Origin of the sequence: Marinoscillum furvescens DSM 4134, assembly GCF_003386095.1 — a bacterium.
Lineage (GTDB): Bacteria > Bacteroidota > Bacteroidia > Cytophagales > Cyclobacteriaceae > Marinoscillum > Marinoscillum furvescens.
The window spans coordinates 65,204-82,116 of record NZ_QREG01000020.1; the positions used below are offsets into that span (position 1 = coordinate 65,204).

Annotated in this window: 8 protein-coding genes; 6 read left to right on the plus strand and 2 right to left on the minus strand. The window is 48.8% G+C overall.

Features of this window, described 5'->3' with window-relative positions:
- Window positions 1-321: 321 nt before the first annotated feature.
- Window positions 322-3,306, plus strand: coding sequence for a SusC/RagA family TonB-linked outer membrane protein (locus tag C7460_RS17945; protein WP_115869519.1), 2,985 nt, complete (start codon window positions 322-324; stop codon window positions 3,304-3,306).
- 32 nt (window positions 3,307-3,338) lie between these two features.
- Window positions 3,339-5,180, plus strand: coding sequence for a RagB/SusD family nutrient uptake outer membrane protein (locus tag C7460_RS17950; RefSeq protein ID WP_115869520.1), 1,842 nt, complete (start codon window positions 3,339-3,341; stop codon window positions 5,178-5,180).
- A gap of 65 nt (window positions 5,181-5,245) precedes the next feature.
- Here the strand turns inward: C7460_RS17950 and C7460_RS24115 are convergent, their stop codons facing one another.
- Window positions 5,246-5,401, minus strand: a complete 156-nt coding sequence (locus tag C7460_RS24115) for a hypothetical protein (RefSeq protein WP_221409573.1) — start codon at window positions 5,399-5,401, stop codon at window positions 5,246-5,248.
- 41 nt (window positions 5,402-5,442) lie between these two features.
- Between C7460_RS24115 and C7460_RS17955 the strand changes: the two genes are divergently transcribed.
- The 4 genes from C7460_RS17955 (at window position 5,443) to C7460_RS17970 (ending at window position 15,131) form a co-directional block, all read left to right on the plus strand.
- Window positions 5,443-7,785, plus strand: a complete 2,343-nt coding sequence (locus C7460_RS17955; protein WP_115869521.1) for a GH92 family glycosyl hydrolase — start codon at window positions 5,443-5,445, stop codon at window positions 7,783-7,785.
- A 1-nt stretch (window position 7,786) separates the two neighbouring features.
- On the plus strand, window positions 7,787-9,082 hold the full coding sequence (locus C7460_RS17960; protein WP_245986452.1) for an alpha-L-fucosidase: 1,296 nt from the start codon (window positions 7,787-7,789) through the stop codon (window positions 9,080-9,082).
- Between the two features lie 173 nt (window positions 9,083-9,255).
- Window positions 9,256-13,242 (plus strand): two-component regulator propeller domain-containing protein, encoded by a 3,987-nt coding sequence (locus C7460_RS17965; RefSeq protein ID WP_115869523.1) that lies wholly within the window; start codon window positions 9,256-9,258, stop codon window positions 13,240-13,242.
- Between the two features lie 47 nt (window positions 13,243-13,289).
- Window positions 13,290-15,131, plus strand: a complete 1,842-nt coding sequence (locus C7460_RS17970; protein WP_115869524.1) for an alpha-L-rhamnosidase-related protein — start codon at window positions 13,290-13,292, stop codon at window positions 15,129-15,131.
- A gap of 417 nt (window positions 15,132-15,548) precedes the next feature.
- On the opposite strand, the gene C7460_RS24120 is transcribed toward C7460_RS17970, so the two are convergent.
- Window positions 15,549-16,889, minus strand: a complete 1,341-nt coding sequence (locus C7460_RS24120) for a type I restriction enzyme subunit R domain-containing protein (RefSeq protein WP_221409575.1) — start codon at window positions 16,887-16,889, stop codon at window positions 15,549-15,551.
- Window positions 16,890-16,913 lie beyond the last annotated feature (24 nt).

The following is a 16,913-nucleotide window of genomic DNA, read 5'->3' on the forward strand; positions in this document are numbered from 1 at the left end:
TTCGTGCAGGTATCACATGGACACATTGGTCAAACCATGTAATCTTTCCTCGGAAGAGGGCACAGTTCCATGCTGTCAGAATCAATGGAAAGGTTTAGTCAGAGCAGATGTTGAGTTGATTTTGTAAAATGTTAAAATGCTGGGCGGATTTGATGTGAATGTTGATGGTAATTCATAAAAAGTGCCCTGATTTTGTTAAAAACGCAATTCATCCATGTTTTTGGATAATTTATCCATCCTGAAAATCGCGATTTGAGCTTACTTGAGCCTTGATAATCCACTAGGGAAGGTCACATTTATTTCTAACTAAAATGTATTTCTATGAAAAGACTTAAACTCCTAATGTTAACCTTATTACTAGGTTACGCGAGTACTTCCTGGTCACAGACCCGAGTTACTGGGGTGATAACAGATGAAGCTAAGGCTCCTATTCCTGGAGTGAGCATACTTATTCAAGGCACGTCTAATGGTACAGTTACCGATATAGACGGAAATTTTGCGCTCAATGTACCCAATCAAAATGCGGTTTTGGTAGTGAGTGCTATAGGTTACCATACGCAGGAAATAACAGTTGGTAACAACTCCGTGATCAATGTCTCCATGAGTGAGGATGTAACCTCGCTAGACGAGGTAGTGGTCATTGGCTATGGTGAGGTAGAGAAAGAAGATGTTACAGGGGCGATTGCTTCCGTAGAGTCTAAGGACATTGTGCGGGCAAACCCTGTGCAAGCGGCAAAGGCCATTCAGGGTCAGGCTGCTGGGGTGATTGTGACCAAGCAAAACAGCCGCCCCGGAGCAGGATACAACATCAACATCCGAGGTTTGAGCTCGATCAACTATAGCAATGAGCCCCTTGTGGTAATCGATGGTATAATGGGCGGAGATATCAATGCGCTCAACCCGGCAGACATTGAATCGATGGACATCCTCAAGGATGCTTCTTCTACAGCTATTTATGGATCCAGAGGAGCCAATGGTGTGATCATCATCACCACCAAGCGTGGTGCCACAGGCAAACCTGTAGTAAGCTATGATGGATATGTAGGCGTGAAAACCCCTGCCCACCTTCCAGACATGATGAACGCACAGCAGTTTTACAAGGCGAGTGTAACCGATCGAGAGCTAAACGGCTATCCGCAAACACGCTCGTTTACTACCACGGAACTTGACCTGGTAGAGTCAGGAAAAAGCACCGATTGGCTAGGCGAAATATCTGGACCAGCCTTGCAAACGAATCACTCGGTTTCAGTAGGTGGTGGCAGCGGCAGTACCAATTACCATTTTTCTGCTGGCTACCTCAATGAAGGTGGTAGTTTGGAAAACACCAAGTTCCAGCGATACAACATCAAAGGAAGCATGGATAGCAAAGTGAATGATTTCCTGAAAGTAGGATTTACAGCCAACTATAGCTATGCCAAACGCGAAGTAGGGTCGAATGAAGCGCTCAGAAGTGCTTACAGAGCACGACCTACAGGGGTGGTGCATTACGATGACATCCTCAACCCTGATGAAAACCAGGATTTTGAGTGGAGAGGCTACGCGGCATGGATGGGCATCAATGACAAGCAGGTGCTCAACCCGCTCATCGAAATCAACCCACATAACTTTCAAGACGAAACACGATACAATACCTTTTTTGGAAATGCCTACCTCGAACTGACGCCTGTAGATGGCCTTTCTATCCGATCCACCTTGTCTGCCACGGTAGATAATTCCCGATTCGGACAGTTTAGAGGCACCATGACCAAAGACAGAAAGACCACACGTCTGCCGAGATCTTTCCGACAAACAGACGATTTAGCGAACTATACCTGGGATAATATTATCACCTATAAAAAGAATTTAGGAGATCATGATATCACCATAACCGGTGTGCAGAGTACTTTCATGCAGCGCAACGAGGAGATGGATAGCTATGTGGACGAAATCCCTTACAACTCACTTTGGTATGCCTATGGCACGGGTCGTCCTGTGGAACTTGCCACACAGCTTACTGAGAGATCTCTATTGTCCTACATGGGGCGATTGATCTATGGATTTCAAGACAAATACATACTCACACTTACAAGCCGGTGGGATGGAGCGTCACAGCTGAGTGAAGGAAATAAGTGGGATTTCTTCCCGTCCGCAGCGGTAGCATGGAGACTTGGCGAAGAAGATTTCATCAGCGATATCGAAGCGATTTCTGATATGAAATTCAGAGTGAGCTATGGCTTTGTAGGTAATAGCTCCGTTGCTCCTTACAGCACGCAGGCGAGACTTTCACGCACACAGTATGACTTTGGTGGCTCCCCAGCCTTTGGTTTTGCTCCAGCTAACCTGGCAGACAAAAACCTGAAGTGGGAGAAAAGTAAAGAACTGAACATCGGACTGGACATGGGTTTCATTAAAAACCGAATCAGCGCTAGTTTGGAGCTTTACAACCGAAATACGGTAGACCTGATTTACAACGTGCAAATCCCGACCTCTTCTGGATTTAGCAGCGTGACAACTAATGTGGGTGAAGTTGCCAACAGAGGAATTGAGTTGTCATTGAATACCGTAAATATTGCCAAGTCAAACTTTACCTGGAGCACCAATATCAACTTTGCCAAAAATGTAAACGAAGTAATCTCCATAGGAGACGGAATAGATAGAGATATCGCTACAGGGCTATTTGTAGGTCACCCATTAAAGGCTCACTACTCCTATGAGTTCGATGGCATCTGGCAGCTAGACGAGGAAGCCGAAGCAGCCAAGTACGATCAGGTACCTGGTTCTGTAAAGGTAGTAGACCAAAACAATGACGGCATGATATCTTCCAATGAAGGAATCGATGACCGTACCATCATTGGCTCTCAGCAGCCAGACTGGACCATGGGTATGACCAATAAGGTGACTTATGGCAACTTTGACCTGTCGTTTCTGATCTACACCAGCCAGGGAGCTATATATCGAAATAGCATGCTGAGTGGCACCATGGGACAAATAGGCGCTGGTAGATACAATACCCTAAACCTCAACTACTGGACGGTAAACAACCCGACCAACGACTACTACGGGCCAGGTGTGCCTAATCCGCACAGAGGAGCCATCTTCTATCAGGACGCCAGCTTTGTGAGAATCTCTGACATCACATTGGGCTATACACTGCCACGTTCCGTACTGGACAACTTCGGCTTTAGCAACTTCAGAATGTATGCACAGGTGAGCAACCCGTTTGTCTTCCACGATTTTGATGGCATGGATCCTGAATTCAATTCCAGTACGTACAATGACGGCATCCCTACAGCTACTTACTTGTTCGGCTTAAATGTCTCATTCTAATCGTTCTATTTCGGACATTAAACTATCAAAAGATGAAACTATTTAATAAACAATATATAGCGGCACTGGTCATCGTAGCATTGTTCGGTACCAGCTGTGACGACTTTCTGGATGAAAATTCGGTTTCACACCAGACTTCAGACAATTACTATGTGACGGAGCAGGGATTTGAAGACCTGGTACGCTCCAACTACACCAAGCTGCGTGAGATTCACAAAGAGCGTGACCTGGTATTTATGGGGACGGACTTGTTCACCAGCCTGGCCTGGGACGAAGCTACTGTCGGTAATCAGGGCAACGTACTCAACGTTTACGATACCCGGTTTACACCAAATGTAGGTGCGGGCACCTCACTTTGGGACCTGCTATACAAGCAAATATCCAGAACCAATACCACCATTTCGCGTGCAGAGGGTGTAGTGGGGATGGATGAAAGCCTGAAAGCTGTGAGAGTGGGAGAGGCTAAGTTTCTGAGAGCCATGGCATATTTCTATGCCGTACAGCAGTGGGGCGACATACCTATGCCACTGGAGGAAGTCACTACCGCTAGCAGAGAAGTGACTCGCGTACCAGCCGCTCAGGTGTATGATCAGATCATCGAAGACCTGGAAGAAGCCGAAGGAGTACTGCCTACTAAAGGAAATACCGAATACGGTCGTGCTACCAAAGGTGCAGCACGCTTCCTGCTGGCCAGAGTTCACCTTACCAGAGGCTGGAACTACAACAACTCGCTCGGAGGTACGGCCGAAGATTTCAACAAAGCCGTAGAATATGCTGACTTGATCATTCAGGATTACCCACTGGCTGCCTCATACAGCGACTTATTCCCAGAGCGCTCAGAGAATCCGCTAGAGGAAACCTATCCTGCTCAGGATGACCAAAACGATGAAATCGTATTTGCCGTGCAGTTTAGTGATAACTTGCTGACCAATGGTAGTGACCTTGATGAGCCTCATCAATACCAAATCGGAAACGATTACCATTCTATTTTTGGTGGAGATGCAGAGAAAATCCCTGGCTCACTTGGCAGAACTACCCACTATAACCGTAATGGAGGCCGAAACACTTACATCGTGACGCCTGCTACGTATCGCTTGTTTGATCCAAGCCTGGATACCCGCTACCATCACAACTTCCTGGAGGTGATGTACGCCATGACGGACGTCACTGACTTTGTGCCAAACCTGGACGACCCTGACACGAAGATTGATATCGCACAGGGAGACACGGTATTGTACTTCCCTCCATGGAACGATCCGGCGAGCGATTCTGAAAAAGGTATGGATGTAGGAGGCAACAAACACTACGCCGTGCTCAATCTGGATGAGATAGGTGTCAAAGACCTTACGCCATACCACATAAAAGACATGACTCCTCTCATGTGGAAGTTTTGGGAGCCGGGTCTGCCATATGACGAAGCACTGGGTACATTTGACCTGGCGCTGTACCGATCAGCTGAAGCTTACCTGATCGCTGCAGAAGCCATCCTAAAAGGTGCTGCCAACGGCAACCTCGGAGGTGCAGAAGTATATTACAATACGGTAGTAGACCGTGCACTTGGCGCCAATGCAGGTGCAGACCCCATGCGTGCCGAAGACCCAGCCAACCTGGCTTCTTTGGATGCTGTTTCTTACCGGGCCAATGGCAACCTGGATATCGACATGATTTTGGACGAACGCGCCAGAGAGCTCATGGGCGAGTATACCAGATGGTATGACCTGAAACGTACAGAAAAGCTGATCGAGCGGACCACAGAGATGAATCCATGGACCGCAGCTTTGGGACAAATGAAAACGACGCATTATCTGCGTCCTATTCCTCAGAAGGAGATTGACAGGTCTTTGCCTACCATTTCACAAAATGATGGATACTAGGATCATGTTCTAACGAAATCTTATCTCGCAGGTGTAAAAAGGCAGCCCACTAGCTGTCTGCCTTTTTATGCACCTGTTTTGAAACCTCCATGAAGTGCAGTGCCTCCATGCGAAGGGTAAACCACATAGGTAATGGCAAGAGCCATCAGTGGGGCACTCTGGTAGGTCAGCACTGGAGTGGATATGCGGTCTTCCTCATTAAAAAGATGGAGTGGAGGCAATGACCGAAAAATAAATCACTCGTGATGTAAAGAGAAAATACATGCATAAGCACACATTATACATACGGCTCCTTTGCTTCCTGATGGTAGGATTGAGCGCTTCTTGCAAGCTAAAGGTAAAAACGGTAGAAAAAGTGGATGAGCAGGTCAACTATGCCGAGATGGTATACCCTCAGCTCGATACGGAAAACTCCCGCTGGTTTTTCTTTTCGTCCGCGAGCAGGCCCTTCGGTATGGTCAACCTCAGCCCCGACACGGAAATAGACGGTGCCTGGGGTAGTGGCTACCGATACAAAACGGACACCGTTCAGGGCTTTAGCCATATTCACGCCTGGCAAATGTCAGGAGTATCCGTGATGCCTGTCACGCTAACATCAAGTAACCAAAATACAATATTTCGTGACTTTTCCTCCCCGTTTAGTCACCAAACAGAGCGAATCAAGCCTGGTTTTCATTACCTCGAGCTCGACCGCTATCAGGTGGCAGCTTCGCTCACCAGTACCACACGTGTAGGTTTGCATCACTATCGCTTTCCCGATGACTCACGAGCAGCCGTACTTTTCAACCTCAACACCATGCTGGGGCCCTGCGAAAACATCAACGGCAAGCTACAAAAAGAAGACAACCGAACATTGGCAGGCCAGGTGGTGATGAAACCCACCATGCGCCGCCCCAAACCACTGACCATATTTTTTAAAGTAAAACTTTCTACCGACATAGCCTCAGTAGACAGAGATCCAACAACGGGCAACTACCTCGTGAGCCTCACCAATGACAGTGAACCTGTGCTCATGAAAGTAGGGATCTCCTATACCTCACTGGCCAATGCCGACCTCAACATTCAACAGGAAATGCCTCATTGGGATTTTGATGCTGTAGTAGCTGACGCCCAGAAAGAATGGAACGGCCACCTGGGCCGAATCAAAGTAGAAGGCGGCACACGCATAGCACAACGCCGGTTTTACACCGACCTCTGGCACGCGCTACAGGGGCGAAGAATCATTAGCGATGTAAACGGCGCCTACCCGGACAATACCGGGGAAGACTTCAGAGTAGGGCAGCTGCCATTAGATGAGTCCGGTAAGCCCAAATTCAATCACTTCAATTCGGATTCGTTTTGGGGTGCACAGTGGACCATCAGTACCCTGTGGGGATTGGTTTATCCCGAAATCAAAGCACAGTTTGTGCACTCACTGCTACAGTACCAAAAAGACGGTGGACTCGTGCCGCGCGGACCATCTGGAGGCAACTACACCTACGTAATGACAGGAGCGTCCAGCACACCTTTTGTAGTGAGTGCCATTCAGGAAGGTATCATCACCGAAGACCTGGAGAGCATCTACGAGGCATTGAAAATTAACCACATGCCCGGAGGCATTATGGAGAAGTCGGGCTATGAGCACAACACCCAACTAGGCGGTGGGCTGAAATACTATGTGGAAAAAGGCTACGTACCATATCCTATACCTGAAGGTAAATTTGGTGGCCATCAGGATGGGGGGAGTCTTACCCTTGAGTATGCTTATCAGGACTGGACACTCGCCCAGCTGGCCAAAAAACTGGGGTATGAGGAAGATTATCAGTATTTCCTCCAGCGATCTGAAAATTATAAAAACGTATACGATGCTACCAGCGGATGGATACGCCCCAAAAACCTGGCTGGCAACTGGCTAAAAGACTTTGATCCGTACCAATACAAAGTAGGTTTTGTGGAAGCCAATGGTGCGCAGGCTACCTGGTTTGTGCCGCACGATTTGGAAGGGCTGGCAGCGCTAATGGGTGGACCAGAAAAAGCTGCTCAAAAGCTCCATGCTCAGTTTGAGGAGGCTGAAAAACTTGGATTTACCGCAGGTACCTCACACGACGTGGAGGAGCACCCCGAGTACCGGAGGATTCCCATCAACTACGGCAATCAGCCGTCTATTCAAACGGGGTATGTTTTTCATAAACTCGGCCGTCCGGACCTAACACAGTACTGGTCGCGACAGGTGATCCAGCAAACCTTTAGTGGACTCTCTCCAGCCACTGGCTACAACGGTGACGAAGATCAGGGGCTCATGGGTAGCCTGGCAGTATTGATGAAAATGGGCTTGTTTCAGATCAATGGCGGCACGGACGAAGATCCTGAATACCTCATTGGTAGTCCGGTGTTTGACAAGATAAGCATCACGCTGCACCCTGACTACCACAGCGGAGAGACCTTCGTCATAGAAGCACGCGACAATAGCAATGAAAATGTATACGTGGCCTCATTACAGCTTAATGAGGAGCCGTTGGTGGGTCCGGTCATTCAGCACAGTGCGCTGACCAGCGGTGGTTACCTGGAGCTGCAAATGACCGATCAGCCAACGATAGATAATAATTCCAACGATAATGATCTCTAAGGTGAAGTACCGATTGTTTCTAATAGGCCTATGTGCCAGTCTATCACTTAGTGCGCAGCTCCAAAACAAGCCGGAGCTGGAAGAGCGCTTTATGGACATGGGGTTTGGGATTTTCATTCACTGGAGCCTAGACTCGCAGCTGGGAAGTGTGATCAGTCACTCCATGGTGGGAGCATCCGAAGATTACCTGCAGCGCTACATGCAGGACCTGCCCCAGACATTTTATCCGGATAAGTTTGATCCCGAGGAGTGGGCGCGGCTTTTTAAGCTCACGGGAGCAGAATATGTCGTCTTTACCACCAAGCACCACAACGGCTTTTGCATGTGGGATACGGAAACCACTGATTTCAACATCATGAATACGCCGTATGGAAAAGACATTACGGGTATGCTGGTGAAAGCCCTGCGCAAATACGGATTGAAAGTGGGCTTTTACTATTCGCCAGAGGATTTTAGTTTTCTGCACAAGCAGGGGCACGTAATTTCCCGCAAAGGGCCCATGACTCAGATCACGGCGAACAAGGAGCTGTTTGAATATTCCAAACGCCAGGTGGACGAACTTTTTACCAACTATGGCAACATAGAAATGGTGTTTTTCGATGCTTTTTCTACCAAAAACCTCGTGCAATACGTGCATGAAAAATACCCGGAGGTGGTGGTCACCAGAGGGGAGATGAAAACTCCCGAACAGAAAATACCCGACGCGCCCATGCCTGGCCCCTGGGAAACCTGCATGACGATGGGCACCCAGTGGGCTTACAAACCTACCAACGAAGTGTACAAGGACGGAGGGGAGCTGATCAATAAGCTCATAGAAATACGGGCCAAGGGCGGCAATTTTTTGATGAATGTAGGGCCCAAGCCGAATGGCGAGATTCCCAAAGAGCAAGAAGAACGCCTGCGAGAAATCGCCCTTTGGATGTTTGTAAACGATGAAGCCATCAAGAATGTGCGCACCGTACCGAGCGTCATCAAAGAAGGCGACCTCTGGTTTACCAAAGCCAAAGATGAAAATACGGTCTATGCGTTTGTCACCCAGCAGCCGGAGTGGTTCAAGGGGCGAAGAAGGCTCTTCTATACCGAAAGCATCCGGGCTACAAAGGATACGGAGATCTCTGTACTGGGCCAAAACGACCTGGTGGTGGAGTACTCTCCCAATAACAAGCCAGAGTCCCGGTTTAGCCAGCGCAAACACAACCTGGAGCTGTCCATCACACGGGCGCAGCGCCTATACAACAACAAGGTATGGCCCAATCCGATCGTGGTGAAATTGACCAACGTGGAGTTTGTGGAGTGATGTGGTGAGTTTAAAAGATTGGTGCTGTAAAAAAGGAGTATCTTTTTTCTCATATTGGAGCACGTTGCTATAGATTAGGAGGAGGAATGATTTTAGGTATATTGGAATATCGGAGGAGGTTAAGCATAAAATCCCTGCCAGCATGGTTGGGGATTTTTCTGTTTGTCGTTAGCATGAGTGCGGAGGGGCAAAACCTCAAGTTTGAGCATTACAATGACAATGATGGGTTGTCTCACAATTCCATCAGGCACATTGTGCAGGACGATCAGGGCTACCTCTGGCTGGGTACCTTTTACGGTCTCAATCGCTTCGATGGCTTTCATTTCAAAAACTACCTCAGTAACGAGGCAGGCAATACTCTCCACAATGACGACATCACCGCGCTGCAGCTGGACAGTGCCACCAATAGCCTCTGGATAGGTACCCGAAAAGGACTGACGCGTTTGCAACTGGATACGTACGAGTTTACAACCTTTTTGTCCGATCCTAAAGACCCCAACAGCCTTCCCGATGAGGAGGTTCGTTCGATTTACCTCGACAAGTTTGATCGGGTATGGGTGGGTACCAAAGACCTGGGGCTATACCTGTTTGAGCCGGAGGAGAATGCCTTCACCAAAGTGCCACTGGAGGGTGTCAACTATGTGAAAGAAATCGTGGAAGATAGCCAGGGCAATATCTGGGTAGCATCTTATGAAACTGCTGGTGTGGCCAGGCTCAGGCTGGGAAGTACCGGAATCATATCAGAAATCACCTACTATACACTTGAGGTTCCCGGTGCTGCCGCGATCAACCCCTATACCAATTTTGTCTACGAAGACGGTAAGGGGGATATCTTCGTAGGCACTCGAAAAGGACTTTATAAGTTTGATCAGGACCAAAGCACGTTTGAAAATCTGTACATAGCCGATGATCAGACACGCGAAAAGCTGGGGCCTTACTTTTTGAGTGTAGCGCAGGCACCTGATGGTCAATACTGGGTAGGAACGCTCGGCGGCCTGCTCATCTGCGATCAGCTCGAAGACATTCCCGATGGAAACTATCAGTGGTATTATTCAGTCTTGTCTGAAGACAATTCGCTGGTAGACAACCTCGTGTCCGCACTGTATTTTGACCCTTCGGGGGTGTTGTGGATCGGTACGGAAGAGGGGCTGGACAAATACGATCCGTATGAAAACCAGTTTAAAATCAACAAAGACATCTCGCGATACATTGACAATCAGGCACCTCGAATCAGGGGCTTTGCCCGGACCTACAAGGACGAAGTAGTAGTGGCCACCCGGCACAATGGCCTGTTCATTGATCATAATGGAGAGTTTGTGCCTTTGTTTACCGAAAACCACGACATGGCCAGTATCTATTCCTGTGACGGCCGCACGTTTTATTGTGGCCTTTGGAATGGCAACATCCTGGTTTATGATTACGGCTCACAGTCTTCCAGGCTGCTAGATGTGGGTTTTGAAAACACACCCGTTTTTGATTTTGCCGAATACGGAGACTACCTGGTGGTATGCTCACATGGCGATGGTGCCATGCTTATGGATAAGGAAACCTTAAAGCCGGTACGACACATCTTGCCGGATTTTGACATCAATAAACTTGCGATAGAGGACGAGTTCCTTTGGTTTGCTACCGAAAGTGGGGCGGTACGCTATCATGTGGGAGCGGGAAATGCCACAGCCTTTTCGGAGGGAAATGAGGAAAATGGTGGGCTGCCGCACGAAAACGTGAGCGATATCTTCGTGGACTCACGAAGTAGGGTGTGGGCTGCTACACGCAAAGGGCTTGCGGAGTATGATTCAACTGTGAGTGCCTTTAAGCTCAAAGGCGAACATCCAGAGCTCAAAGGAAAATGGGTGACCGATGTGGTAGAAGACGCCAGAGGGTACTTATGGCTAAACATGAACAACAATAACATCGCCTGGTACGATGTGGAAAAGGAACAGGCCAACATCTACAACGTAAACAGTGGCAATCGCCTCGATATTTTTAGTTCTAGTGGGTTTTTCAATTTTAACAATACGACGATTTATCTCGGTGGGAAAAACGGTGTAATCAGCTTTTCTCCGAAAGACATTCAGGAAAATGAATGGTCGCCAGAGCCGTTTATCACGGAGTTTAAGGTCAACAATGAACTGGTACTGCCCGGGGTCCAGCTCAACGGCCAAATACCGCTGAAACGAGACCTCAACTATGAGCGCCAGGTTACACTCAACTACGAAAACCGTAACTTCTCCATTCAGTTCTCCTCGGCATCTTATACCAACCAGCGGCTCAACAAATTTGAATACATGCTGGAGGGCTTCGATGAAGCGTGGGTGGCTACCAGTGGCAATTCGCGCACCGTGCAGTATACCAACATGCCCGCGGGTACCTATGACTTCAAAATCAGAGCTAGCAATAGCGATGGCAAGTGGAGTGACGTGTCTTCCTACAGCATAGAAGTATTGCCAACTTTTTGGGCGAGTTACCAGGGAGTGGCAGTCATTGTCTGTTTGCTGCTGCTGATCGGCTATTTTACACGCAAGCAGATCCGCTTTAGAGTAAAACTCAAACAAGAGCTGCTCACTGAGAAAGTACAGCGGGAGCGTGATGAAAAACTCAACAACGAAAAACTCCGGTTTTTCACCAACATCTCGCACGAGCTACGCACCCCTCTGTCGCTCATACTGGGGCCCACGCGTCAGATTCTCGAGCATGTAGAGTCCAACGACTACCTCAAGAGCCGGGCCAACCTGATCAACCACAGCACCAATCAGCTGCTGAGGCTCGTCAACCAAATACTGGATTTTCGGCGTGCAGAAGCTGGAGAGGTCAAACTCCAGGTAGCTGAGGTAGACATATTGCCGGCTACCAAAAACATTTTCTATTCGTTTGTGGAGCTGGCCCACTCCAAAAACATCAATTTCAACTTCAATGTGGAAGATGAGGCTTTGGTGTGCTGGGTAGATCTGGATAAGTACAGCAAAGTGCTGTACAACCTGATTTCCAACGCCATCAAATTCACCCATAACCACGGGCACGTGGAGTTGTTTGTGGGCATCAAAGAGAGTGACCAAAGGCGCCTGGTGGTAGAAGTGAGTGATGATGGCATAGGCATTCCACCTGAGAGCCAGGAAAAGATTTTTTCGAGGTTTTATCAAGCCAACAATAGCAAAGAAAATACGACGGGTACAGGGATAGGCCTTTCTTTGGTGAAGTCTTTGGTGGAGATTCACAAAGGCACCATAGCCGTACAAAGTGCCACAGACAAAGGCAGCATCTTCACGGTGGAGCTCCCTGTTTCTAAAGAGGCCTTTGCCAGCAGTGAGGTGTCGAGTTTTATTGCCGTAGATCCCGATGCGGCGCCCCTGGTAGATAGCAAGCCCCAGCAGGAGGTGGGTGTTTTTGCGGCTCCCAAGACCAATACAGATATAAAAACGTCTGTTTTGGTGGTGGATGACAATGCCGAATTGCGCAACTACCTCGTGGAGTTTCTCTCTGGGCACTTCAAGGTCTATGAGGCCGAAAACGGAAAAGAAGGGCTGGAGCTGTGTCGCAAGATCAAGCCGGTGCTGTGTGTGGCCGATGTGATGATGCCGGTGATGGATGGCTTTGAGTTTGTACAGGAAGTCAAAAACGATGAGAAAATAAGCCATACGGCCATCATCCTGCTCACCGCCCTGGGCGAAAACGAAAACCGCATCAAAGGCTACAAAATCGGGGTGGATGGCTACCTGGTAAAGCCTTTTGATCCTTCGCTGCTCAAGTCCAGGATAGACAATATCCTCAAAATACGCTTTGACCTGAAGCAGGAGTTTTCCGGTGAGACCGAAAGCGATGTGACCAGCCTGGCGCATTCGCAGCTAGACATAGATCTGATCTCGAAAATCAAGGAAATCATAGAAGAAAACCTGGCCAATCCGGAGCTAACCCCGGCTTTTTTGAGCGATCAAATGGCCCTGAGCTCTTCCAAGCTATACCGCAAAATCACCGAGCTCACCGACATGTCGCCCAATGAGTTTATCCGCACCATCCGACTGAAAAAGTCTGCGGCCTTATTGAAAAGTAAAAATTACAATGTCTCAGAGGTGGCCATCGCCGTGGGTTTTAATGATCCGCTGTACTTTAGCCGCCGATTTAAAAAACAATTTGGATACGCCCCCAGTGAGCTGATCAAGTGATAGCTGCACAGACAGGATTGCCGGGGGCTCCACTAAATCATTCATCGATGAAACAACTTTTCTGTACCCTAGTCACCTTCCTGTTTGGACTCCATACACTGAGCGCACAGCCAGCGGCCACCAGCTACTCGTCTACACCCGATTTGGTAGTGGCGCACTACACACCGCAGAACATCACCCAGCTGGGTGAGGGGCACTACCTCGTAGATTTTGGTAAAGCTTATTTTGGCACGGTAGCCATAGCGTCGGAGATTGACCAGAAGGAATCGCTTACTGTGCATCTGGGCGAAAAGCTACAAGCCGGACGCATCGATCAAAAGCCGGGGGGGACCATCCGGTACCAGCGCGCACTGGTACCTCAGCTCATCGCAGGGGAGCAGGTGTTGGTGTCGCTGACGCCAGATCGCCGCAATACCAAGCCCCAGGCCATCCCCATACCCGATTCCATTGGCGTGATCATGCCTTTTCGGTATTGCGAAGTGGAAAACCTACAGGTGCCCATTCAATCTGTGAGCTTTGCACAGCGTGCCGTGCATAGTAACTTTGACGAAGGTGCCGCTTATTTTTCATCGTCAGATACGGTGCTCAACCGTATTTATGACCTGTGCAAACACACCATAAAGGCTACTACCTTTGCCGGGTACTATGTAGATGGCGACCGGGAGCGCATACCCTATGAAGCAGATGCCTACATCAACCAGCTCAGCCACTATGCCGTGGATGACGACTATGGCATGGCCAAAAGAACCAACGAATATTTCATCGCAAATCCTACCTGGCCTACCGAGTGGCTGTTGCATACCGTCATGTTGTTTTACCAGGATTTTATGTACACGGGAGATTTGTCTTTGCTGCAAAAGCACTATGACGACCTGAAGGTGCGCACCCTGCAGGAGCTGGCCAGGCCTGACGGGCTGATTACCAGCAAATCCCCTCGGCTGGATTCCGCTTTTAAGCGAAAGCTCGGTTTTGATAACCCCAAAACCAACGTAAGAGATATTGTAGACTGGCCTCCCGGGCAAAAAGATACCGGATGGAAACTGGCCACCGAAGCAGGCGAACGGGACGGCTATGACATGAGCGTAGAGGTAAACACGGTGGTGAATGCCTTCTACTATCACAACCTGGCACTCATGGCAGCCATCGCTCAGCACCTGGGTAAAGCAGCAGATGCCAGGAGCTTTGCAGCAAAAGCCGATCAGGTGCGCGCCGTGATCAATGACAAGCTTTTTGATGAGGACCGGGGCGTGTATGTAGACGGGCTGGGGGCTACCCATGCTTCACTGCATGCCAACATGCTGCCGCTGGCCTTTGGGCTGGTGCCTGAAAGACATCAGCAGTCCGTGGTAGCCTTTATCAAAACCCGGGGGATGGCCTGTAGCGTATATGGGGCGCAGTACCTGCTAGAGGGACTTTTTATGGCCGAAGAGCCGGAGTATGCACTGGAGCTGATGACAGAGACCACTTCAGACCGCAGCTGGTGGAACATGATAGCCATAGGCTCCACCATGACGCTGGAAGCCTGGGACATGAAGTACAAGCCCAATGCCGACTGGAACCACGCCTGGGGCACTGCGCCGCTCAATGTGACCGTCAGGCACCTGTGGGGCATCACTCCAGCAACGCCCGGCTTTGGTAGGGTGCGGGTAAAGCCTCAGCTGGCAGGTCTGGCGAGCACAAAGGTGAAAACACCAACACCACATGGTCCCATTGTAGCTAGCTACGCACAGGAGGAGGGTAAGGAGCTGTACACCATTGAGCTGCCACCAAACATGACGGGAACCTTTGTGCTCACAAAGGGTAAGGTGCATTCCCTCAACGGCCAAAAGGCCAAAGGTAAAGAGGTAGCGCTCAGCGCCGGAGTAAATGAACTGGTAGTGCGCAGGTAGGGAAGGAGAAGCCAATGGGTTGAAGGCTTCCGTGTATTGGTTGGAGGCTTCCCTGCGTTGGTTGGAGGCTTCCGTGCATTGGTTGGAGGCTTCCGTGCATTGGTTGAAGGCTTCCGTGCATTGGTTGGAGGCTTCCATGCATTGGTTGGAGGCTTCCGTGCGTTGGTTGGACGCTTCCGTGCGTTGGTTGGAGGCTTCCATGCGTTGGTTGGAGGCTTCCGTGTATTGGTTGGAGGCTTCCGCCTATTAGTTGGAGGCTTCCATGCGTTGGTTGGAGGCTTCCGTGCGTTGGTTGGAGGCTTCCATGTATGGGTTGGAGGCTTCCGTGTATTGGTTGGAGGCTTCCGCCTATTAGTTGGAGGCTTCCATGCGTTGGTTGGAGGCTTCCGTGGGAACCGTCCTGAATTTACTTGACAATTAGCGAGCGTCTGTTCGTCTTATTCTATCCCACAGGAAATCAAATATGAATTCCTGATATCGATTTTTGAAATCAGGGTCATCCATAAACTTTTTGTAGATCCCAGTATGGGTAAAAATCATGCTTTGCATGATGTCAAGCACCTTTTTGTCAGAGGTGATCTTTGCATTCTGCTTGTCAGAATTTTCAATGGACTTTCTGGTAGAATCATCCTCGTAGAGCTTTTCTGGAAGGTTCATTAGGGCTTTTTTGGCTTCCTCGGCATCTACGCCTTCACCCATATCGGCTATGTCTTTACCGAACCGGTCATTAAAGGTTTTAATGATGTTTTCCAGTGTGTCAAATTCACCAACTGGCTTATTTCCTCCCATGCTTACAGGTATCGGGTCTATTTCGCCAGGCTCTGCGGCAAGCGATATAGCTGAGGCTTGATCTTTGGATATTTTGTACGTCTCCATATCGATCACCTCCAGGATGTTTTCATCGGGCTCGTCATCCTCTACTTTGAGTTTCGGAACTAAATGCTTGAGATACAACCATAGCATTTCCCAGTAGTGGTTGTTAAAAGGAAGGAGCTTTGAGAGGTAGCTGTATGTTCTTAAAAAAGACTTTGCCTTGGATTTAAAATCAATCTGTTCGTCCTGGTTTAAGTCTTCTTCAAACACCCGCTCGGCAGTGGCCAATAAGCTATCCAGGGAGTGTCTGTCTTTTTCAGAATAGTAGCCTTCAAAAAAGCGCTGTACCTCTTCCAGGCTATAGACCTGTTTGTCATCAAGCTCATCTTGCAGGTCATTGAGCTTGTTTGCATCTGTTTCTCTACTCAGCATAGTAGTGGTATAGAAGGGTGCAAATGCTTCCTGGATGTCCTGGTGGCTGTTGTAAAAGTCTAGTACAAAGGTGTCTTTCTTAAGTGGTTTGTGTGACCTGTTGAGGCGTGAGAGTGTCTGCACGGCTTGTACGTCCGTCAATTCCTTGTCTACGTACATGGTATGCAGCAGCGGCTGGTCAAAGCCTGTTTGATACTTGTTGGCTACTATTAGAAACCTGTACTCGTCTTTTTCAAATTGCTCAGGAATATCGTCGTTATCGGCGAATTGGTTCATTTGATCCTCTGTAAGCTCCTCACCAGTACTGTAGTGTGCTTTTTTGCCTGAAAACGCCACGATTGCTTTATAGGGAGCGTTGATTTCTTTCAGGTACACGTCAAAGGCATCCTTATATTTCATGGCTGCCTCGATTGATTTAGTCACCACCATCGCCCTGGCTTTTCTTCCGATCAAATGCCAAACATTTTGCTGGAAGTGATCTATCATTATTCGGGCCTTCTCTCGGATGGCCATTTCGTTGGCTTCTACATAGGAGCG